The following is a 19144-nucleotide window of genomic DNA, read 5'->3' as shown; positions in this document are numbered from 1 at the left end:
GGCGATCACAGGAAGCGATAGTTTAGCGTTCCGATGAACGTGCGTCCGACACCCGGCACCGCGCGTCCGCCATCGGACGGGATGAGCGCGTCGTAGTACTTCTTGTCGGTCATGTTGAGCACGTTGAACTGGATGTCGAACTTCTTCGCGTGATACGCGGCCATCGCGTCCCAACGCGTGTAGCCCGGCACCGATACGTAGTTCGTGTTCGCCGCATAGCGCGACGACATGTACGTCGGCCCGCCGCCGATTTCCCACTGCGGCGTGAACGCATAGGTGGTCCACAGCGTCAGCATGTTGCGCGGCGTGTTCGCGAGCGTGTGGCCGGTCGTGCCGTCGAGCGCCTTCAGCACTTCGCCGTCCATGTACGTGTAGCCGCCGAACACCTGCCACTTGTTCGTGATGTGGCCCACGACGCCCAACTGATAGCCGCGCACGCGCACATCGCCGTCGAGATGGTAGCCGCCCGTCGAATCGGCCGTGCGCGCGTTGGTCTTCTCGATGTTGAAGAGCGACTGCGTGACCGACAGCCCGCCGCCGAGCAGGTCCCACTTCGAGCCGACTTCGTAAGAGCGGTTGTTCTCCGGCGGCAGATTCTGCTGGCCGCTGGTGAGCGTCAGCGCTTCGAGCGACGGGTTGAACGACGTGCCATATGACACGTAATACGATTGCCAGTCGGACGGCTGCCAGATGATGCCGCCGCGCACGCTCGTGAAGAAGTTCGTCTGCGTGGCATACGGGGGCTGGTTGATCGAATTGTTGATCGACGCTTCATAGCGGTCCCAGCGCACGCCGCCCACGACCTTCCAGTGCTCGCCGATAGAAACCGTGTCGTTGACATAGAGGCCGATGCTGTTCGCGCTCGATTCCACGAGATTGGTCGCGACAGTCCGGGTGCTCGCGGGCCGAGTCGTGTAGACCGGATCGACGAGCGGCACGATCGCGAGCGTGTTCGACGGCAGTCCCGCCGCGGTCGAGGTGAAACTCTGGTTGCTGTACGTTTCGTGACTCAGGTCCACGCCGGTCACGACGTCGTGCTTGAGAAAGCCGGTGTCGAACTTCGCTTCGAGATCGGTCGAGTTGTAGACCGAATGATCGTTGATCGTGCGGTCCTTGCCCTGCAGTCTCACGTACAGCGACGACAACGGCAGCGTCGTGTAATTGCCGTTCGTCAGCGCGGTCGATGTTCCGAGCGGACCGGTCAGCACGGCGGCGGCATTGGTCGCGCGCGCCTCGGTGCCGTAGTGGCTGAACTGCGTCTGGTTGCGCAGCGTGAGGTTCTCGTTGAAGCGGTGCTTGATGCGCGCCGAAACGGTTTGCACGTCCTGAATCGTGCGGTCGTCGGTGAAGCCGTAGAAAGTCTTGGGATCGACGGGCGCCGGATGGCCGTTGAGCGCCGGCACGCCGTAGTCGGGCTGGTCGCGGTTGTGTTCGATCAGCGCGGTCAGCGTGACTTCGGTCGGCGTGCCGATGCCGAACTTGATCTCCGGCGCGATACCGTAGTCCTTGCTCTTCATCACGTCGCGCGTCGTGCCGATGTCCTGACCGAACGCGTTGACGCGCACGGCGGTCGTATCGTTGATCGGCTGGTTCACGTCGACGGTCGCGCGATAGCGGTCGTGCGTGCCGGCCATCAGCGACACGTCGGCGCGGGGCTTGAGGTTCGGCTGCTTGCTGACCTGGTTGATCACGCCGCCCGTGGAGCCGCGCCCGAAATAGAGCGACGACGGGCCGTACAGCACGTCGATCGAGTCGAGGTTGAACGTGTCGCGATAGTACTGGCCGCGGTCGCGAAAGCCGTCGAGGTAGATGTCGGTGCGCGCCGAGAAGCCGCGCAGGTTGATGTTGTTGCCGATCTGCCCGCCTTCGGCCGCGCCGATCGTGATGCCGGGGACGTTGCGCAGCGCATCGCTGAACGACGTGACCGCCTGCGATTGCAGCAGCGCCTTGGGCACCACGGTCACGGCCTGCGGAATGTCGCGCAGCGCAGTCGGCACCTTGGCGCCGACGCTCGACGTGTCCGCCTGAAAGTCGCCGCTCGTGTCGGCCTGGCCGATGACGCGCACGGCGGGCAGGGCGCCGCCTTCGGCGGGCGCGGCGGTGTCGGCGGCGGCCGGGGTTTGCGCGGTTTGCGGTGCAGCTTGCGGTGCGGTCTGAGCGTAAAGCGGCGCGGCGACGATCGTCATCAAGGCCGCGGCAAGCGGCGTCTTCCTCAACATGTAAATCCCCGATACTTAAAGTTTTTTGCTGACAGGCGCAACCGACGTCAGTCGCCGCCCGTCCAGTCACGGCGCAGCCCGCGGCTGATGCCGAACTGCCCGGTATGGATAGGCAGCCGCCATCGCGCCGGACTCGCTGACGGAAGCTGTCGATAGTTAATGCGAATCGTTATCATTACACGAGTAATAATTATTAACAAGATGATGTAAAAAAGGATCAACCTGCTGAAAGCAGCCATCGGATGAGCATATTTATTACATATGCCTTTCTGTGATACGCTTTCGGCTGTCTTTGGGGAGTAGCCGGCTTCCGTCTCCGGAAGCGCTCATGTCAACACGCTTGGTCGGACCGACCGTGGCATGAGCAGCCGTCGCGCCTTTTCAGGTTGGCAAGACCATCGACATGTCAGCGCGGCCAGCCGGGCGCGCGGGCATGTCGCATGTTCACGCCCGGCGCGCACCCTTCTACATGAATATCGCCTCCACGCTTCTGCTTGCCGTCGCCATGTCGACGGATGCGTTCGCTGCCGCCGTCGGAAAAGGCGCGGCGCTCAACCGGCCGCATCTGCGCGAGGCGCTCAGGACGGGTCTCGTGTTCGGCCTGATCGAGGCGGCCACGCCGCTGATCGGCTGGGCGCTCGGTCGGGCCGCCGCGCCCTATGTCGCTTCATGGGATCACTGGATCGCGTTCGGACTGCTCGCGCTGCTCGGCTTGCGGATGATCCGTTCAGGGTTCGGCACGCCCGAGCCGCAATCCGAAAAACCGAGCCGGCATTCGTTCTGGCTGCTCGCGCTGACGGGCTTCGCCACCAGCATCGACGCGATGGTGGTCGGCGCCGGCCTCGCGTTCATCGACGTGAACATCCTTTCGACGGCCGCCACCATCGGCCTCGCGACGATGGTGATGGTCACGCTCGGCGTGATGGTCGGGCGCTTTCTGGGCGCGGTCGTGGGGCAGCGGGCGGAAATCGGCGGGGGCGTGATACTGATCGCGATCGGCTCGTTGATTCTCGCCGAGCACCTTGGATACATGGGGTGAGCGCGCCGCCCTTGCGGCGGCGCGTGCAGGCGTCGACCGCCGGGCAACGCCCGGCGGTCGCGCTCAGTTGGACAACGAGAGGAACGGCGAAACGAGCGGATTCGGCGGGAAGGACGCAATGCCCGACTGCTTCGAGAAGCTGTAGCGGACATACACGGCCGCGAGCCACTCGCGATACTGATACGCGTTGCCGAAGGCCGCCGTCGCGCCGAACGCGAGCTGCGGCGCGAGCTGGTACTCGCCCGTCGCGTTGAGCGAGTAGGACACGCCCGTCTTGCTCTGCTCCGGATAGACGGCGCCGGCATCGGGCGCGAATCCGAGGCTCGCGTAGGCCGCCTGATAGCGGGCGTTGGTCGGGAAATAATCCGACTTGTCCTGCCGATAATGCTGCACGCCGATCGATCCTTTCAGATCATACGAGAACAGTCCGGTGCGACCCATATATTCGACCGGAAAGTTCAGGATCACGTACTGCTGCGGGCTGAAATAGCCGCCCTGACCGTAGGTGAAGTAGGACAGGTTCTTGTCGTAATGCATCAGCGTGGTGTTCGCGCCGACGGTCAGCGTCTGGTCCGCGTCCTTGATGAGGCGCGTATAGATGCCGCCGCCGCCCTTGACCGCGTTGTTGCTCGCGACGTTCTTGCCGTCGAGATACTGGAAAGCCGCGTTCAGGTAGACGCCGCTCGTGCCGTCGTCCCAGCCGAGGTCGCCGCGCACGCCGTTCGACGTCACGCCGCCCCATTCGAGGCCCGCGAAGCTGTCGCGCGCGCCGGCGTAGGAGAGCAGGCTGTCCGTGACCGCGCGTCGCGCGACCGCGACCGAGTACGACACCTTGTCGGTGATTGCGTTCTGGTACTGCACGCCGCCGACCACGGTCGTCTCGCGGAAGCCGAGCGGCGTCGAGCCGACGTCGCCCTTGAGGTTGCGGTTCTCGTAGCCGACCGACACGCCGACGCCCGTCGCTGTCTGCGAGCCGTAGGGGTTGGTGAGCGCGTTGGCCGACGCCAGGCCCGTCACGGGCCCGAGGCCGGAGCCGAAGCGCGCGAGCGTCTGCGAAGTGGTTTCGGCGTTGCCGGCGTCGAGCGTGACGGGCGTCACGCGCACGACGACGTGGCCGTTACCCGCCTTGATGCGGCCTTCGATGGGCGCTTCGATGTCGGTCAGGTTCGACAGTCCGTCTTCGCCGTTGCGATTGCGAAACACGATGCCGCCTGACACGGTGCTCGCCTGCTCGCGCTCGATCTGCGCGAGTTCTTCCGCGACGCCCTGCATCTGCGCGTTGGCCGCCGCCGCGCCTGCGGATTGACGGGCTTGAGGCTGGGCCGGATTGTACGGCTGGGCGTAGCCCGCCGGCGGTTGCGGGATGTACTGCTGCTGCGCGTAGGGCTGGTAAGGCTGCGGCTGTTGCGGATACGGCGCCTGCGGCACATAGGGCTGCGCGGCGTAAGCCTGCTGCTGCGGATAAGGTTGCTGCGGATAAGGTTGCTGCGGATATGGCGCCTGCGGATACGTCGGCACGGCCGCATATTGAGGCGCGCGCGCCGGCGTCGGCCTTTTGCTCGTCGAGCGCTTCGAGCCTGCGGCGGGCAACGGGACGTCGGCGGCATAAGGCTGCGCGTCGCGGGCTGCCGGCGACATCGGCCAGGGCGTGCTCACGTAACCGTTTTGCGCGGGATACGCCGGTTGCTGCTGATACGCCTGCGCGGGCGCCTGCTGATACTGCGGCGCGCCATAGACCGCCTGCCCGTCCTGTCCCGGATAGGGTTGCAGCGGGGCGGCAGCCGGCCCGCCCGATTGTCCGGAGCCGTCAGTATCGGGACCGTAGCCGCCGCTCGCGGCGACCGGACGCGTCGCACCGGACGGCGCGCCGGGATTCGCATAAGGCGCCACATAAGGCGCGGGCTGGGAAGGCGGCAGATAGTTCGGCACGGCTTGAGTCGGAGAAGTAGTCGGCTGGAAAGGGGCCGAGGAATAAGGCGCGGCCGTCGTCGTATCGACGGCCGTCTTGCCTTCGAACGGATTGGTGCCGGGCAAGGGCGCCGCGCCGACGCGCTGCATCGCGGTTTCCCAGCCGCGCGGCACGTTCGACGGCGCCCCGGCGGCGCCACGCGCAGTCGGCGCGAGCGGCGTGTTGGCCGCGACGAGCGAGCGTTGCAGATACCGCGCCGCGAGATCGAGCTTGCCTTCGGCGCGATACATCCGGCCGACGGCGGCGAGCGTCGCCGGATCGCCGGGTGCGGCCTGGAGCGCCTGATTCGCGAGCGTTTGCGCGTAGCGATAATCCTTCGTGGCCGTCGCCGACGACATCGCCGCCAGTTGCAGCCCGAGGTCGTCCGGACGGCGAGCGAGCGCCGCGCGGTAGCTCCTGAGCGCGCTCGCGTCGTCGCCGGCGGAGGTGTAGAGGCGCGCGAGCGCCGCCTGCAGATCGGCGTTGTCGGGCATCGCGGCGAGCCACGGCGCGATCACGTCGTAGGCGGCGGCGAGGTCGCCGCGCAGCCGCACGGCATCGCACTGCTTGATGACGATGCCGAGATTGAGATTGTTGAAATCGGTGCGTTGCTGCGGCGTGAGCGGCATCGCCACGAGCCGGCGCATCACGGAGCCGAGTTCGGCCTCCTGCTGCGCCGCCGACAAGATTCCCGCGTATTGCAGCAGCAGACCGGGATCGTTCGGCGCGGCGCTCATCGCGCTGCGCACGAGGGCGAGCGCGCGCGACGGATCGCCCGCCGTCACATAGGCGGAAGCCAGCGCGCCGATCAGTTCCGGCGATCCATACGCGACCGGTTCGGCCGCCTGCAACGTCGCGAACGCCTGCTGACGCTGGCCGTTGCGCGCGAGGCGCGTCGCGAGGTCGGCCTGTTGCCGAACCCACAGCCGGTGCTGAAGCGACGTCATCGCGGCGGTGCGCTGCGCGGGCGCGATGCGGTCGAGTTGCGCGAGTCCGGCCGACCAGTCCTGCGTTTCCGCCGACAACAGCGCGCTCGCGTAAAGCGCGTCGGTCATGTCGGGATGCGTCGCGAGCAGGCCGTCCATCATGCTGCGCGCGTTCGCGACGGCGCCCTGGCGCACGTAGATGCGCGCGAGGTCGAGGCGCAGCCACGGATCGTCGGGATTGTTGAGGAGCGCGTCTTCGAACAGACTGCGCGCCTGACCGAGATCGCCGCGCGCTTCCGCCGCGCGCGCCTGCGCCGCTTGCGCTTCGCCGCGCAGCTTGTTGATGCCGCCCGCCTTCGACTGCTGTTCGGCGTTCAGCCGGTTCGCGAATTCGAGCGCCTCGTCGCCGCGACCCTGCGCCGCGAGCGCGCCGACGAGTCCGCGGATCGCGTCGGGATTGTCGGCCTGACGGCGCAATGCCATGCGGTACGCCGCTTCCGCGCCGCGCGCGTCGCCCGTGGCGAGCAGCGTTTCGCCGAGCAGCGTCTGCGCCGTCACCTCCGACGGATTCACCGCGATCGCGCGTTCGAACAGCGCCTTCGCCTTCGCGTTGTCGCCGTTGCTGCGCGCGCCGATCGCTTCGCTCGTGTAGGTCCAGTAGGTCGCGCTCGTGAGCGCGTCTTTCCAGCGCGCGGGGTTGCCCGCCCGCGACGCGCGTTCGAGATACGTGCGCGCTTCCGCGAATTTTTCCTGCTTGAGCGAGGCGACGCCCATGCCGCCGAGCGCATCGGCGTCGTTCGGATTCGACGCCAGCACCGACGAAAACTTCGCGCGCGCCGTGACGAGATCGCCGCGGTCGAGCGCGGTGAAGCCCTCGGCGACAGTGCGTCCGCGCGCATCGACGACCGCGTCGGCCTGCGCGCGCTCGCGGGCGGCCTTGTCCTGCTGCACCGTCGAATCGAAGCGGGCTTTGACGGCCGCGTCGTCGGGCGAGGTCTGCAAATACGCCTGGAAGAGCGGCGCATCCGACGCCCGCGCGCCGAGCCACAACAACGCCTGCCGCCAGCTTTTCTTCGCCTGCGCGCCGACCGTGCTGTCGCTCGACAATTGCGCGAGCCGCGCGATGCCGTCGCGACGGGTCGAATCGCGGTACGTCAGATGCTGCGCGTAGGCGAGCGTGTAGCGCGGATCGTCGGGATTCTGGCGCGCGAGCTGTTCGAGCCCGCGACGCGCCTCGTCCCAGCCCTGCGGCGTCGCCGCGAGCGCCTGGTAGTACTCGAGCTGAAGCGCGGGCGTCGACGGCTTGCCTTCGATCGCGCGCTTGTACTCTTCCACCGCCGACGCGCTCTGGCCGCTCTGCGCGAGGCGGCGCGCGTCGTTCACGGTCTGGTCGCGGGAACTGGTTTCGCCGAGCCGGCGGCCGAGTTCGTCGATGTTCGGATAATTGGGCGCCGCTTCCCGCAGGCGCGCGAGATATTGCTGCGCGCCGCTGCCATCCTTGCGGTCGGCGAGCACCATGCCCATGCCGAAGAGGGCGTCGGGCTGCTTCGGATCGATGCGCAGCACTTTCTGCCACGCCTGCTCGGCGAGGTCGCCGCGCTTGTGCGCTTGCCAGTATTTGCCCTGGTCGATCAGGACGTTGAGCGGATCGGCCGCGGCCTGCGCGAACACGACGGCGGGCGCGCTGGCGGCGAATGCCGCCGCGATGCCGAGCGCGAGCGCGCTTCTTTTTGCGCGAATCAGCATGCGCTTCTCCAGCTTGGCACGAGACGGCCGGCTTCGTCGAAACGATAGCGGCCGTCGATGAATCCCGTGCCGAACAAGCCCAGCACACGATCGTAATAGACAGGATCGCGTCCGGCACCCGGCGAGGGCGCGTCGAACGCGGCGAGATGGGTGCGGGCAAGGCCGAGCCCGCGTTCGTCGTTCAATGCCTTGAAGTACGGCGCGAGCGCGGCCCAATACGACAGCGGGCCTTCGCCGCTCGCCGTGCCGGTCGCGACCGCGACGCGCTCGGGCGGCACGCCCGTCTGCGCGATGCTCTGGCGCATGCCGCCCAGCGCGGCGAGCCACGGCTTCGCGAGCGGATCGGCGGGCGCGGCGAGCCCCGCCCACAGATAGACGCGGATCGCGTCGTAGCTGCCGGTATCGCCGTTTTTCGGATCGACGACGAACTGGCCGTCCTTGTACGCCGCCCAGTCGGGCGCGTAGCCGTGCGGCGCGGTCGTCTTCACCAGCTTGTAGGCGTTCTCGGCGATGCGCGTCCACGGGCCGCCGGGCGCGTCGTGCGCGAGCGCGCGCAGCACCGGAAGCGGCAGATAGCTCGGGTTCAGGCGCGTCACGTCGCCAGTACGAAAGCCTTGCGGACCGGGCAAGAGCATCGGCCCGAGACCGGCCAGATCGACGACTTCGTGCTTCACGATCTGCGCGGCGAGCGCCTGCCCGAGCTTCGTGTAGGCCGGCTCTTTCCAGAGCCGCCCGGCTTGCAGGAGATCGTAGGCGATCCAGAGGTCCGAGTCCGACGCCGAATTCGGATCGAGCACGCCGAACGAGCCGTCGGGCTTCTTCCCCCACTGCCACGCCGGAAGCTGCACGTTCTGCGCATCGAAGCGATTCGCCGCGAGATTCGCGCGCGTCCAGTCGACGAGGCGGTCGAAGGTCGCGCGGTCATTGGCGACGAGCGCGAAGAACATCCCGTAGGACTGGCCTTCGGACGTGGTCTGCTGCGCGGGCGTCGAATAGTCGATCACGCGGCCGTCGGACGAAACGAAGCGTTCTACGAACGTCCGGTACGCCGGCCAGTCGGCGCTGCACGCGGCGGCGTTCGCCGCGCTGACCGCGAGCAGCATCGCGGCCGCCACGGTCGTCTGACGGAGGGCATGCCGCATGTCAGTCCCTCAGGCGGCGCGCGGCGATCGCACGCAACGCACGGTAGAACAGCGCGGCGATGATCAGCGCGGCGATCAGGCCGGAGAACACCAGCAACAGCGGGTGCGACGACAGCGCCCAGCGCATGTAATGCATCGGCGACAGATGGCCGACGTAGTACGCCTCGCCGTTCGACGTCACCGTGACCGAGCGGCCGTGAATCACCGCCATCGCGCCCTGGATTTCCGGCAGCAGGTCGTTGTCGAGGAGCGCGGCGCTCAAATCGGCGTCCGACTGGCCCGCCGCGCTGATGAGCGCAACCGCGCTCCGGCCTTTCTTCAGCGGCGATTCGAAGCCGGTGATCAGCGCGTCGCCGCTCGAACTCACGAGCGAGAGGTCCGCGCGCGCGGGCGAGCGCTCGACGCCGTGCGGTCCGTGCCACCAGTCGACGACCTTGTACGCGACATCGGTCAGCTCGAACGTGCGCGCGTCGCCGTCGCCGGAGAACGGCATCGACTTCGACCAGCGTTGCAGAAGCGGCTGACGTCCCGGCGAGCCGAGGATCAGCAGATCCTTGTCGGCGAACTGGTCGACCTGATCGGCGGACGCGACCGCGACGTTCGTCGCCGGATAACCGGTCGATGCGCCCATGCGGCCCATTTCGAGCAGGAACAGGCTGTAGTCGGCGGAACCGGCGTCGTTCGGCAGGATCACGGCGGTCTGCGACAAATCCGCGAGACGCGTGAACGGGAAGCCGCCATTCGCGAACGCGGCCAGATCGGGCAGCGCCATGTAGTGCGGGAAACCGGAGAGATCGATGGTCGAATTCGGATCGATCGCGCCGACGACGTTGTCCAGCACGCGCCCCGTGCATTCGCCGGTTTTCGGGATGTCGTAGTAGAAGTGCAGGCGCAACTGCGCGCGCGGCGTCAGCAGGAGCGGCGGCACGTAAATCTCGCGGCGCGCGGCGACGGTCTTGTCCGGCATCACGCGGCTGAAGTACTGGCCGAGATCGAACGTCGACGCCGACACGGCCGGAATCCGCAGCGACTGCACGAAGCCGTTGTTCACGCTGATGTTGAGCGACGAACGGTCCGGCGCGGGCCGCACCGTATAGCGATAACCGAGGTCGATCGGCACGCCCTTGGTCTGCCACATGAAGAGGTCGGGCGGCACGCGCAGGTTCACGCGCACGGCGTCGGCGTCGTAGCCGGTCGCGGTCAGGTCGCGGGCTTCCGCCAGTTCGCCGAAACGCACCGGACGGTCGGTCGCGAGCCAGTTCGGCGCGTCATATGGACGGCGCGGCTGGAGGTCGGTCAATTGCGTGATCGTCGCGCTCGCGCCGGACAGCGCGTTCTGGCCCATGCCGAGCGCGCGCGCGGCGGTCTTCAACTCGGTGTCGTTGCGGCCGAGCACGAGCAGGAACCGGCCGCGCGCGGGCGCCGGGCGGTCCACGACGGCGATCGTCGGCCCGGAGACCGCCGGAATCTCGACGCCCGTCGGATGCGAATCGGACGTCGCGAAGATCACGGCGTTGCCGGAGAGCGGCGCGTTGTCGATCTGCGCGGGGAACACGGCGCCGCGATAACCCGCGAGCGAACCGAACCACGATGCCACCGAGCCCGCCGCTTCGAGCGTCTGGCTCGTCGGCTTCTGCGCGAACACGAACGGCAGTTCGAGCCGGCGCACGTCGCGGCGGTCGAAGAACGGCGCGGGCAGCGCGGCGAGATCGGGCTTGCTCGCGAGAAACGCATAGGTCAGGTCGAGCGAACTGGCGTTGCTGACGGTCGCCCAGAGCGTCGAATTCGACGGGTCCTCGCACTGCTGCGTGTAATGCCCGATCAACTGCACGTTCAGGTGGTTGAACTCGGTGATGAAGCGCGGATCGATCGCGACGTCGCGCGCGACGAGCGTGCCCGCCTGATCGCGCGGCACCGGCAGCGTGGCCGCGACTTCGCCGTTGATCAGCACCTTCAGCTGCGAGATGTTCGGCAACAGCGACGGCGAATAGCTGTAGATCAGATGCAGCACCGCCGCCGTCACGACTTCGTCGCCGCGCACGGAGAACGGCACGCCGTTCTGGCCGTCTGTGCCGCGCAGTTGCAGCGGATCGAGCGCGCCGAGATCGGCGAACGTGAGCGTCTGACGGCGCCCGCCCGGCACGAGCGTGCCCGGATCGGCGGTGGTCGGCACGCGCACGGTGAGCGGCTTGCCCTGGTTGCCCGAGAACGCCGGCACCGGCATCGCCAGCGCGGGCTGCGCGACCGTCGCCGGATTCAGCACGACGGCCGGACTCGGCGCGGGCACCGAGCCGACGCCTGTCGCGTCGGTCGCATTCGGTGCGCTCGCCGCCGTGGCCGCGCTCGCGAGCGGCGCCGCGAACGCGGTCTGCAACGCCATCCAGATTGCCAGCACGCGCCCGAGGGGTCTTTCGCAGAAACGTGGCGTGCGCTCGCCGGGTTCGTGATCCACGCGCAACTTCGAGATGCTCTTGCCCATTTTCAGTCTTTCGTTTTCAGCTTCTTGGTATCGATGGGGCGCTTGGCGCTGAGCCACGTCCGAAGGTCACTGTGCAGATGTTCGAACAATCCTGCGATGCCGCGCGTGCCGACCAGCAGCACATGCGACAACCCGCGCAGGGGCGTATCGGCGAGACGTCCCTCGCCCCACTGGGTCCAGGCATCCGCGCGCGCGAAGGTCGTCTTGACGAACTCGAACTCCTGTTCGCGCGTGAGCGTGGAAAACCGCAGGCCGACGCGCCCCGGCGCCGTGAAACCGACCGTCGCGGGAAACGCGTATTCCTCGTCGCCGCGAAAGAGCGAGACGGTCACGCGTTCGTGCATCGGCACTTCGATCTCGCTCGGCAGCTTCACGCCGACGCCGCCTTCCGAGTAGTCGATCGTTTCGCACGCGAGCGTGCGGCCGGTCGAAAACTTGAGCATCACGGGCATCTGCATGTGCACGCGATGCGTCGTGCGGACCTGGCGGCGCTCGCTCGCCGCCGCGACGCTCGCGCCGAGGATCAGCATGTTGTAGACGGTCCAGCACAGATTCAGGATGGTCGTCTGCACTTCGCTTCGCACGTCCCAGTACAGCCAGATGTGCGCGATGCCCGCGACGAAGCCGATCAGGTTCAAGAGCAGCAGGAACAGGTAAGGACGCGAGATCGACCAGTCGAAATAGTCTTTCGCGATCTGGCCGCCTTTCGCCGTCACGTTGAACTTGCCGAGCTTCGGGTTGATGACGGCGAGCAGCGTCGGCGCCGTGATGTACGACGCCAGCACCGATTCATACACTTCCGCCCAGAACGAATGGCGGAACGAGCGCTGCATCCGCGAATTCGTGATGCTCGCGTGCATCATGTGCGGCAGCGCGAAGATCGCGATGGTGCTCGCCGCCGCCTCGATCACGTGCGCGCCGAAGAACAGGAACGACAGCGGCGCGGTCAGGAAGACGAGTCGCGGGATGCCGTAGAAGAAGTGCATCATCGCGTTCAGGTAACACAGGCGCTGGCCGATCTTCAGGCCGCGTCCGGTCAGCGGATTGTCGATGCGGAAAATCTGCGTCATGCCGCGCGCCCAGCGGATGCGCTGGCCGATGTGTCCCGAGAGACTTTCCGTCGCGAGTCCGGCCGCCTGCGGAATCGCGAGATACGCGGTCGTGTAGCCGAGGCGGTGCAGTTTGAGCGCCGTATGCGCGTCTTCGGTCACGGTTTCCACCGCGATGCCGCCGATTTCTTCCACCATCGTGCGGCGCAGGATCGCGCACGAGCCGCAGAAGAAGGTCGCGTTCCAGAGATCGTTGCCGTCCTGCACGAGCCCGTAGAACAGTTCGCCTTCGTTCGGCACCTTGCGGAACGTGCCGAGATTGCGCTCGAACGGGTCGGGCGAGAAGAAATGGTGCGGCGTCTGGAGCATCGCGAGCAGCTTGTCGCGCAGGAACCAGCCGAGGCCGATTTGCAGGAACGAGCGCGTCGGGATGTGATCGCAGTCGAAAATGGCGAGATATTCGCCCTTCGTGATCTTCAGCGCCTCGTTGATGTTGCCCGCCTTCGCGTGGCGGTTGTGCGTGCGGATCGTCCAGTTGACGCCGATTTCCTCGCAAAACGCCTTGAATTCCGGGCGACGGCCGTCGTCGAGTACGTGGATCGCGATCTTGTCGGTCGGATAGTCGAGCGCGAGCGCGGCGTAGATCGTCGGCTTCACGACCGACAGCGGTTCGTTGTAGGTCGGAATGAAGATGTCGACGGTCGGCCACTCGGCGCGCGACGCGGGCAGCGGCATCGGCTTGCGCTTGAGCGGCCACGCGGTCTGGAAATAGCCGAGCAGCAGCACGATCGTCGAATAGACTTCCGCCGAGACGAGCAACAAGCCCCAGGCAGCGTCGAGCGGACGCTCCCAGTACGTCGTTTCCGTCAGTCGCCAGAACATGTAGCGGCTCGAGGCGACCACCGACAGCATGATCATCACGAGCGTCGCGTACTGGCCCTGCAGACGGCGAAAACCGAGCGCGAACAGGAAACAAAGCGTGGCGAACGCGAGTTGCTGGCCGAACGCGAGCGGCACCGTCACCACGAAGTACAGCGCGACGACCGCGAACAGCGTCACGAGAATCGTCACCGGGCGGCTCGCCCAGATGCGCGCATCGACGAACCGTTCGAGGCGCGAGGGCTTCTCGGCCGCCTCGGGCGTGGCATTGGGCGTGCTCATGCGACGTTCCTCGGCGAGACCTGCATCGTGTCGATCGCCGACAGCAGCCAGTCGCCGCACGCGCGCAGATCGGCGGCGGCCTGCGAGAGCGGGTCGTAATGGATGAGCGTGGTGTCGCACGCGAGCGATTCGCTCACGCCTTCGTCCTGATGAATCACGCCTGGGAACAGCTTTGTGCCGAGCATGTTGCGCAGCACCTTCAGCACGTCCTTGCTCAACTGGCGCGACTGGTCGACCTGATTCACGACGTAGCCCTGACCGCCAAAATCGCTGCGCGGTGACGCGTAGTTCTCGATCATGCGTTCCATCTGCGGGATCGCGGCGTAGGACGCGGCGTCCGCGAGCACGACGTTCAGCGCGAAATTCGCGGCCGTCAGCGCGGCGCGCGTGTAGACCGACGAACCCGGCGGCGTATCGACGATCACGATGTCCGACGGATCGAGCCCGAGGGTGTCGAGCGAATGCGCGAGCCACGCCGGCTCGCGATCGACGTGGGCCTCGAAGCGACGGCGGTCGTCTTCGAGCACCGCGCCGTAGGGCAAGACGGTGACGCCGTCGACGCCGTCGAACATCACGCTTTGCCAGGCATCGCCGGCGAGCGTCGCGCGCGAGATGCCGTCGATGCTGTCGAGCGGAATGCCGAAATGCAGGCGCAGCGCGTTTTGCGGATCGAGGTCGAGCACGATCACGCGCCGTCCGCGCGCGGCGAGCACGGACGCGAGATTCGCGGCGAGCGTCGTCTTGCCGACGCCGCCCTTGGCCGATACCACGGTGATGACTTTCATGAGCGCGACGTCCGGCTGGTGGCCCACGCGCGGCTCGCGGCGGGATTGTCGTGGCGGGCGTCGTCCGGGTTGGTAAGCGAACCGCGCAGGCGATCGAAGACCGAGACGAGCGATTTCTCGGTGGCCGCCGGGGTTTGCGGCTGCGGCGCGGCATCCTGCGCGGGCGAGGCGAAAAGCTTGCCGAGAATCGAGTGCGGCGCCGGGGCGGGCGCTTGCGGTTGCAGAACCGCCGGACGGGCGGGCGGTGCTGCGGGCGGCGTCGCGTGGGTGGGGCTCAGGGTGGCGCGCAGCGGCGTCTGAACCGGGCGCGATGCAAACGGATTTGCCGCGGCGGGTGCAGCCGGTGCAACAGGCGCAGCGGGCACGACCGGAATGGCGGCGCGCAACGGCGTCTGGACCGGAGCCGCAGCGGGCGGCATCGCCGTCAGCGGGGCTGCGTCGGCCGATGGCGCCGCTTCACCCGCATCCGCGAAGCGCGAAGCGCCCGGCGCGACCGCCGGCAGCGTCACGTTGCCGACCGGCGGAATCGTGCGCCGGTGCGCTCGCGCGAAGAGCGGCGGCTTGCCGCGGTTGATCGGCGTCGGCGTGGGCGAAGCGTCGGCCGCCGCCTCGCCGCGTGCGCCGCGCGCAGTCGGCAACTGGACGTCGCGACGCTGTGCGACCTCGGGAATCGGCGGCTGCGCGAAATCGAGCGTCGCAAGGAGCGGCCAGCGCGTGCGTGCCGAGCGTGCTTCGTTCTCCTTGCCAATTTCCTGATAATCACCGGCGTTGCCGCCGAAATGCTCGAATAACTTTTCGATGTCCCGCGAAGTGTTCATGATGCCGCCGTCCTCGGAATGCCCTGATTCGCTTTGCAATTTAGTAATGCCGCGCGGATTTCGCCGAACCGCTGCGGTAATGATTCAAAGCGAGTGCATCGAATTTCGATGCCGTGTCCACGCTTCGCTTTTTCTGCCAGTGACGATGTTTCGTTTATGCCGCGCCGCGTGCCAATCGAAATTCGACTGCGGCATTTTCGTCGAATTCACCGGCTTGCTTGACCGCCAGACCGTCCGCGCCGAGCGCGCCTAGCCAGTGCTGGTAGGCGCCTTCGAGAAACGCGGGCGTCCAGTCGAGCGCGCGTTCACCGAATGCCGGCAACGGCGCGCAGTAGTGCGTGATGCTCAGATATGCGGGCTCTTCCGCGAGCGCGACGAAACCCCACTCGGTCTCGCGCCACAAGGCGTTGAGCGATTCGACGAGGTCCGCGAGCGATTCGCACGCGGGCAGCGGATGCGCGTTCGCGAAGCGCTGCCCGATCCGGTTCATCAGTTGACGCAGTTCATTGCGCCCGATCTGCGCTTCGAATTCTTCGGCCAGCGCGGCGAGCACGCCGCGCCATTGCGTCGATATCTGGCGTTCCAGCAGGTAATCAAAAATGGCAACCATGTGGGCCCTGAAAGAGACTGGGAACTCCGACCGATATTCGGTCGTTCTTACTCGGATCGCATAGAAAGCTTAATCGCTGCTTGTGGACAACATAATCCGGCGCGCTTATCTATGGGATTTCGCACGCCCGAAGGTACTTCAACGGGTTTTTTTTCGCCAGTAGAAAGACTAGCAGTGCCATCTCCATCGAATTTGACGAAGACACCCCCAATCGCCCCGCAATTTACCGATTCGCAGCTTTAAGGGATGGACAAAAACTCTGCGTTCACATATCAGCAGAAAAGCACGCTATTCGTCCGATCTAAGCTTCCGTTTGTACTATCTCGTTAACGGCGCGGCGGTCGCTGAGTTTACCTGCGTCGAGCGGAAATACACGATTTTCTGGCGGCAACTTGCTTGGGTCCAGCGGGAAGGGGCAAAAAAAAGCGCCCCGTTCGGGGCGCTGTTCGAGGGACCAGCTCGTGGATCACAGATTCGCCCTGACGGCGTCTCTGACGGCATCCATCACGATGCCGTAGTCGAGCGGGATGTCTAGCGAATCGGAGTAGCCGGAATCGTCGGAGGACGATTCGGGCATCGCGCGGACCGGAGGCTCGACGTTCGCTTCGCCGGGACGGACCGCGCCTCCTTCGTTCACACCCTGCACTTGCGGATTCTTCACGATTTACTCCTTGCGGTAGTGGGAGCGGGCGAGAGAGTGCAATATAGACTAAAGGGATGACAAATTGACGACGTTCATTTCACCCGAAAGCAGACTGGAGGCGGCGCGAAGCAAAGGAATCGGACGCCCGGCTGCGTCTGCGACGAGTGCGCGGCTCTACAGTTTAATCGCTGCCGTGCCAGGCGAATGTTCGCCCGGGTTATGGCGCGCACGTTCGGGTATAGCGATTGCGCACCGCGCGCGGGCGTGAATATTGCCCTAATGCGCAATTTTGGTGCGCAATGGGATAATGACCAAAGGCAGAATCCGCGCGATTCCTTCGTCCGGGAAATTATTTCTGCCCATTTCGCGGCTGTCTTGGAGCTTTGTTCGCCACTATGATCGGGGTGACAGAGCGGGCGCCGTTGTCCGCGAGCCGTGTAAGGAGAACAGGCTATGAGCAAGATCGCAATCATCGGAGCGACGGGGCACGTCGGAACGCAATTGCTCGTGGAGGCGTTGCGCCGCGGACACACCGTGACGGGCATTGCGCGCAATGCGGCGCCGCTCGAAGGGCGGGAGGGCGTGGGCGCCCGCAGCGTCGATCTGTTCGACGCGAACGCGCTGGCGGGTGCAATGGAGGATCACGACGCCGTATTCAGTTCGGCGCGCTTCGCGGGCGTTCCGGCGAGCGCGATCGTCGGGCCGGTGCGGGAGGCGGGCGTCCCGCGCCTGATGGTGGTGGGTGGAGCGGGCGGTCTTTTCGTCGCGCCCGGCGTGCGTGTGATCGACACGCCCGAGTTCCCGCCGCAGTACAAGGAAGAGGCGGCCGCAGGCGCCGCATTCCTCGATGCCCTGCGCGCCGAGAAGGAACTGGACTGGACGTTCGTATCGCCGTCGGCGGAGTTCGTCGATGGCAAGCGCACGCAGCGTTTCCGCCTCGGCCGCGACGAGTTGCTCGTCGACGGCAGCGGCCGGAGCTGGATCACGTTCCAGGATTTCGCGATCGCCTTTCTCGACGAATTCGAAAAGCCCGCGCATATCCGCCAGCGCTTCACGGTCGGATACTGATCGACCGGTCTGGCGTAAGCCAAACGCAAGCGGCGCTATTCCGAGCGCCGCGTTCAGCCGTTGGGCGTGTCAATCGTGCACGTCGGCTTCCACTTCCTCGTCGACGGGCATCGCGGCGGCGAGAATCATCGCGGATGCGTTCTGCGGCTTCGGATCTCGCTGCGACGGACGGTAAATCGGGTCGCCGCGGTGGATCGGCGTGCCGGAAAGCGAGCAGACGCCTTCGCTCGTCGCCGTCGTCGCGCGCCAGCCCTGATAGCCGTAGTGGCACGTTCCGGGGTCCGACCAGTAGACGAGCGCCGTCGCGCTGCTCGGTCGCTCGATCACCCGCACCACGGCCTGCGGGAACGGCAGGCGGTCGTTCGACGGCTGCGGATGATCCCGATCCCACGCGCGCGTCAGTTGCAGAATGAAGTCGCTTTCCGCGCGCGCCGCCTTCGGCGCGCTCCCCTCGACGCTCTCGCTCGGGAGCGCCTTCAACTGGTGGACCGTCTGCATCCACGGGTCCGCTCTTTTCAGTAATGCTGTCATGGCATCTGTTCCAGGCGTTGCTTGCCCTAGAACGTACGTCAATAGGCACATTCCGATAAATACTGCATCGGTGAAAACACTGTCCCGTTGGGACGAATAATCGCGTGGAATAAAACGCGACTGTGCTGAAAAGCCACGTCAGGCAGCGACCGCCCGCGCCGCCGCACGGCCGCGCAGCCATTCCAGCGCGAGCAGAAGGCTCGTCGAGAACACGATCAGGATCGTCGCAAGGGCGGCGATCGTCGGGCTGATGTTTTCGCGGATGCCGGTAAACATCTGGCGCGGGAGCGTGGTTTGATCGGCGCCAGCGAGGAAAAGCGTCACGACGACTTCGTCGAACGAGGTCGCGAACGCGAACAGCGCGCCCGAGATCACGCCCGGCGCGATCACCGGCAGTGTAATGCGAAAGAAAGTTTCGAGCGGACTCGCGCCGAGCGACTGGCTCGCGCGCACGAGGTTGTAGTTGAAGTTCTGCAGCGTCGCGCCGACGGTCGTCACGACGAACGGCACGCCGAGCGCCGCGTGGGCCAGGATCAGCCCGAAATATGTGTTGGCGATGCCGAGCGGCGCAAAGAACAGATACATCCCGACGCCGACGACGATCACCGGCACGATCATCGGCGAGATCAGCACGGCCATCAGCAGGCTTTTGCCGAGGAAGTTGGCTTTCGTCAGGCCGACGGCGGCGAGCGTGCCGAGAATCGTCGCGACGATGGTCGCCGAGGGCGCCACGATGAAGCTGTTCTTCGCGGCCATGCGCCACTCGTCGGACATCACGAGGTTTTCGTACCAGCGCATCGAGAAGCCGGGAATCGGATAGACGAGGAACGTGCTCGACGAAAACGACAGCGGCACGATCGCGAGCACCGGCAGGATCAGGTAAAGGAGCGTCAGCACGCAGATGATGCGCAGCGCGAAAAACCAGATGCGTTCGACGACCGACGTATGCGGGGCGAACAAAGGCTTGGAAAGTTTCATCT

13 protein-coding genes and 1 riboswitch are annotated in these 19144 nt (G+C 66.2%); of the genes, 2 read left to right on the top strand and 11 right to left on the bottom strand.

The window, feature by feature from the left end; genetic code table 11:
- Positions 1–5: 5 nt before the first annotated feature.
- The gene (locus QCE48_RS26200; protein ID WP_309783321.1) at positions 6–2219 is read right to left on the bottom strand and encodes a TonB-dependent siderophore receptor; all 2214 of its coding nucleotides are present in this window, start codon (positions 2217–2219) and stop codon (positions 6–8) included.
- 282 nt (positions 2220–2501) lie between these two features.
- Positions 2502–2673, top strand: a riboswitch (yybP-ykoY riboswitch).
- A 15-nt stretch (positions 2674–2688) separates the two neighbouring features.
- On the opposite strand from QCE48_RS26200, the gene mntP reads away from it, so the two are divergent.
- Entirely contained in the window at positions 2689–3258 is a 570-nt protein-coding gene (gene mntP, locus QCE48_RS26195) for a manganese efflux pump MntP (RefSeq protein ID WP_309783320.1), read from the top strand.
- A 63-nt stretch (positions 3259–3321) separates the two neighbouring features.
- Here the strand turns inward: mntP and QCE48_RS26190 are convergent, their stop codons facing one another.
- The 8 genes from QCE48_RS26190 to QCE48_RS26155 all read right to left on the bottom strand — a co-directional run bounded on the left by QCE48_RS26190 (position 3322) and on the right by QCE48_RS26155 (position 16583).
- Positions 3322–7878 (bottom strand): cellulose synthase subunit BcsC-related outer membrane protein, encoded by a 4557-nt coding sequence (locus QCE48_RS26190; RefSeq protein ID WP_309783319.1) that lies wholly within the window; start codon positions 7876–7878, stop codon positions 3322–3324.
- A complete protein-coding gene (gene bcsZ / locus QCE48_RS26185; RefSeq protein WP_404982312.1) occupies positions 7872–8981 on the bottom strand; it encodes a cellulose synthase complex periplasmic endoglucanase BcsZ in 1110 nt (369 codons plus the stop codon). The genes QCE48_RS26190 and bcsZ overlap by 7 nt, the downstream gene beginning before the upstream one ends.
- A 40-nt stretch (positions 8982–9021) precedes the next feature.
- The gene (gene bcsB / locus QCE48_RS26180; protein ID WP_309783317.1) at positions 9022–11499 is read right to left on the bottom strand and encodes a cellulose biosynthesis cyclic di-GMP-binding regulatory protein BcsB; all 2478 of its coding nucleotides are present in this window, start codon (positions 11497–11499) and stop codon (positions 9022–9024) included.
- Between the two features lie 2 nt (positions 11500–11501).
- The gene (gene bcsA / locus QCE48_RS26175; RefSeq protein ID WP_309783316.1) at positions 11502–13709 is read right to left on the bottom strand and encodes a UDP-forming cellulose synthase catalytic subunit; all 2208 of its coding nucleotides are present in this window, start codon (positions 13707–13709) and stop codon (positions 11502–11504) included.
- Positions 13706–14494: a cellulose biosynthesis protein BcsQ gene (bcsQ, locus tag QCE48_RS26170; protein ID WP_309783315.1), complete on the bottom strand. Its 789-nt coding sequence runs from the start codon at positions 14492–14494 to the stop codon at positions 13706–13708. The genes bcsA and bcsQ overlap by 4 nt, the downstream gene beginning before the upstream one ends.
- Positions 14491–15312, bottom strand: coding sequence for a cellulose biosynthesis protein BcsP (gene bcsP / locus QCE48_RS26165; protein ID WP_309783314.1), 822 nt, complete (start codon positions 15310–15312; stop codon positions 14491–14493). The genes bcsQ and bcsP overlap by 4 nt, the downstream gene beginning before the upstream one ends.
- A 154-nt stretch (positions 15313–15466) precedes the next feature.
- The gene (gene bcsD / locus QCE48_RS26160) at positions 15467–15922 is read right to left on the bottom strand and encodes a cellulose biosynthesis protein BcsD (RefSeq protein WP_309783312.1); all 456 of its coding nucleotides are present in this window, start codon (positions 15920–15922) and stop codon (positions 15467–15469) included.
- A gap of 466 nt (positions 15923–16388) precedes the next feature.
- On the bottom strand, positions 16389–16583 hold the full coding sequence (locus tag QCE48_RS26155) for a hypothetical protein (RefSeq protein ID WP_309783311.1): 195 nt from the start codon (positions 16581–16583) through the stop codon (positions 16389–16391).
- 435 nt (positions 16584–17018) lie between these two features.
- On the opposite strand from QCE48_RS26155, the gene QCE48_RS26150 reads away from it, so the two are divergent.
- Positions 17019–17633 carry an NAD(P)-dependent oxidoreductase gene (locus QCE48_RS26150; RefSeq protein ID WP_309783310.1) on the top strand — a complete coding sequence of 205 codons (615 nt, stop codon included), beginning with the start codon at positions 17019–17021 and terminating at the stop codon, positions 17631–17633.
- A 69-nt stretch (positions 17634–17702) separates the two neighbouring features.
- Here the strand turns inward: QCE48_RS26150 and QCE48_RS26145 are convergent, their stop codons facing one another.
- Together QCE48_RS26145 and QCE48_RS26140 are read right to left on the bottom strand one after the other, a co-directional pair.
- Positions 17703–18164: a DUF3331 domain-containing protein gene (locus QCE48_RS26145; protein ID WP_309783309.1), complete on the bottom strand. Its 462-nt coding sequence runs from the start codon at positions 18162–18164 to the stop codon at positions 17703–17705.
- Between the two features lie 138 nt (positions 18165–18302).
- Positions 18303–19142 (bottom strand): ABC transporter permease, encoded by an 840-nt coding sequence (locus QCE48_RS26140; RefSeq protein ID WP_309783307.1) that lies wholly within the window; start codon positions 19140–19142, stop codon positions 18303–18305.
- Positions 19143–19144 lie beyond the last annotated feature (2 nt).

The sequence above is a fragment of the Caballeronia sp. LZ024 genome (assembly GCF_031451455.1).
GTDB lineage: Bacteria > Pseudomonadota > Gammaproteobacteria > Burkholderiales > Burkholderiaceae > Caballeronia > Caballeronia telluris.
The sequence above is the reverse complement of the archived record's forward strand: the minus strand, read 5'-3'. Positions and strand labels throughout refer to the sequence as shown.